1 rRNA gene is annotated in these 3214 nt (G+C 56.6%); it reads left to right on the forward strand.

Annotation, left to right across the window (positions count from 1 at the left end):
* The first annotated feature begins 59 nt into the window (after window positions 1-59).
* A 23S ribosomal RNA gene (locus tag ACZ3X1_RS37255) occupies window positions 60-3183 on the forward strand.
* Window positions 3184-3214 lie beyond the last annotated feature (31 nt).

The following is a 3214-nucleotide window of genomic DNA, read 5'->3' on the forward strand; positions in this document are numbered from 1 at the left end:
GTAGGGTGATGGGTGGCTGGTCGTTGTTTGAGAACTACACAGTGGACGCGAGCATCTGTGGCCAAGTTTTTAAGGGCGCACGGTGGATGCCTTGGCACCAGGAACCGATGAAGGACGTGAGAGGCCGCGATAGGCCCCGGGGAGCTGCCAACTGAGCTTTGATCCGGGGGTGTCCGAATGGGGAAACCCGGCAGTCGTCATGGGCTGTCACCCACTGCTGAACACATAGGCAGTGTGGAGGGAACGAGGGGAAGTGAAACATCTCAGTACCCTCAGGAAGAGAAAACAACCGTGATTCCGGGAGTAGTGGCGAGCGAAACCGGATGAGGCCAAACCGTATGCGTGTGATACCCGGCAGGGGTTGCGCATGCGGGGTTGTGGGAATTCTTTTGATCGGTCTGCCGGCCGGTCGGCGAGTCAGAAACCGTTGATGTAGTCGAAGGACATGCGAAAGGTCCGGCGTAGAGGGTAAGACCCCCGTAGACGAAACATCAGCGGCTTGCTTAAGAATCTCCCAAGTAGCACGGGGCCCGAGAAATCCCGTGTGAATCTGGCGGGACCACCCGCTAAGCCTAAATATTCCCTGGTGACCGATAGCGGATAGTACCGTGAGGGAATGGTGAAAAGTACCGCGGGAGCGGAGTGAAATAGTACCTGAAACCGTGTGCCTACAAGCCGTGGGAGCGTCGCGTTGCATGCTTGCATGCAACGTCGTGACTGCGTGCCTTTTGAAGAATGAGCCTGCGAGTTAGCGGTGTGTAGCGAGGTTAACCCGTGTGGGGAAGCCGTAGCGAAAGCGAGTCCGAACAGGGCGATTGAGTTGCACGCTCTAGACCCGAAGCGGAGTGATCTAGCCATGGGCAGGTTGAAGCGGAGGTAAGACTTCGTGGAGGACCGAACCCACCAGGGTTGAAAACCTGGGGGATGACCTGTGGTTAGGGGTGAAAGGCCAATCAAACTCCGTGATAGCTGGTTCTCCCCGAAATGCATTTAGGTGCAGCGTCGTGTGTTTCTTGCCGGAGGTAGAGCACTGGATAGGCGATGGGCCCTACCGGGTTACTGACCTTAGCCAAACTCCGAATGCCGGTAAGTGAGAGCACGGCAGTGAGACTGTGGGGGATAAGCTCCATGGTCGAGAGGGAAACAGCCCAGAGCATCGACTAAGGCCCCTAAGCGTACGCTAAGTGGGAAAGGATGTGGAGTCGCAGAGACAACCAGGAGGTTGGCTTAGAAGCAGCCACCCTTGAAAGAGTGCGTAATAGCTCACTGGTCAAGTGATTCCGCGCCGACAATGTAGCGGGGCTCAAGCGTACCGCCGAAGTCGTGTCATTGCAGCAATAGGGCCAACGCCCGCTGTGATGGGTAGGGGAGCGTCGTGTGCCGGGTGAAGCAGCAGCGGAAGCTAGTTGTGGACGGTTCACGAGTGAGAATGCAGGCATGAGTAGCGATACACACGTGAGAAACGTGTGCGCCGATTGACTAAGGGTTCCTGGGTCAAGCTGATCTGCCCAGGGTAAGTCGGGACCTAAGGCGAGGCCGACAGGCGTAGTCGATGGACAACCGGTTGATATTCCGGTACCCGCTTTGAAACGCCCAATATCGAATCAGGCGATGCTAAGTCCGTGAAGCCGTTCCGGACCCTTCGGGGAAAGGAAAGTGGTGGAGCCGACGAACCAGACTTGTAGTAGGTAAGCGATGGGGTGACGCAGGAAGGTAGTCCAGCCCGGGCGGTGGTTGTCCCGGGGTAAGGGTGTAGGCCGAGGGGTAGGCAAATCCGTCCCTCATATAAGGCTGAGACCTGATGCCGAGCCGATTGTGGTGAAGTGGATGATCCTATGCTGTCGAGAAAAGCCTCTAGCGAGTTTCATGGCGGCCCGTACCCTAAACCGACTCAGGTGGTCAGGTAGAGAATACCGAGGCGTTCGGGTGAACTATGGTTAAGGAACTCGGCAAAATGCCCCCGTAACTTCGGGAGAAGGGGGGCCATCACTGGTGATCCGATTTACTCGGTGAGCTGGGGGTGGCCGCAGAGACCAGCGAGAAGCGACTGTTTACTAAAAACACAGGTCCGTGCGAAGCCGTAAGGCGATGTATACGGACTGACGCCTGCCCGGTGCTGGAACGTTAAGGGGACCGGTTAGTGACCTTTCGGGGTTGCGAAGCTGAGAACTTAAGCGCCAGTAAACGGCGGTGGTAACTATAACCATCCTAAGGTAGCGAAATTCCTTGTCGGGTAAGTTCCGACCTGCACGAATGGCGTAACGACTTCTCGACTGTCTCAACCATAGGCCCGGTGAAATTGCACTACGAGTAAAGATGCTCGTTTCGCGCAGCAGGACGGAAAGACCCCGGGACCTTTACTACAGTTTGATATTGGTGTTCGGTTCGGCTTGTGTAGGATAGGTGGGAGACTTTGAAACCCCAACGCCAGTTGGGGTGGAGTCGCCGTTGAAATACCACTCTGGTCGTGCTGGATGTCTAACCTCGGTCCGTGATCCGGATCAGGGACAGTGTCTGATGGGTAGTTTAACTGGGGCGGTTGCCTCCCAAAGGGTAACGGAGGCGCCCAAAGGTTCCCTCAGCCTGGTTGGCAATCAGGTGTTGAGTGTAAGTGCACAAGGGAGCTTGACTGTGAGACCGACGGGTCGAGCAGGGACGAAAGTCGGGACTAGTGATCCGGCGGTGGCTTGTGGAAGCGCCGTCGCTCAACGGATAAAAGGTACCCCGGGGATAACAGGCTGATCTTCCCCAAGAGTCCATATCGACGGGATGGTTTGGCACCTCGATGTCGGCTCGTCGCATCCTGGGGCTGGAGTCGGTCCCAAGGGTTGGGCTGTTCGCCCATTAAAGCGGTACGCGAGCTGGGTTTAGAACGTCGTGAGACAGTTCGGTCCCTATCCGCTGTGCGCGTAGGAATATTGAGAAGGGCTGTCCCTAGTACGAGAGGACCGGGACGGACGAACCTCTGGTGTGCCAGTTGTCCTGCCAAGGGCATGGCTGGTTGGCTACGTTCGGGAGGGATAACCGCTGAAAGCATCTAAGCGGGAAGCCTGCTTCAAGATGAGTATTCCCACCTCCTTGAGAGGGTAAGGCTCCCAGTAGACGACTGGGTTGATAGGCCAGATGTGGAAGCCCGGTAACGGGTGGAGCTGACTGGTACTAATAGGCCGAGGGCTTGTCCTCAGTTGCTCGCGTCCACTGTGTTAGTTCTGAA

The sequence above is a fragment of the Streptomyces sp. NPDC023541 genome, from assembly GCF_055559995.1.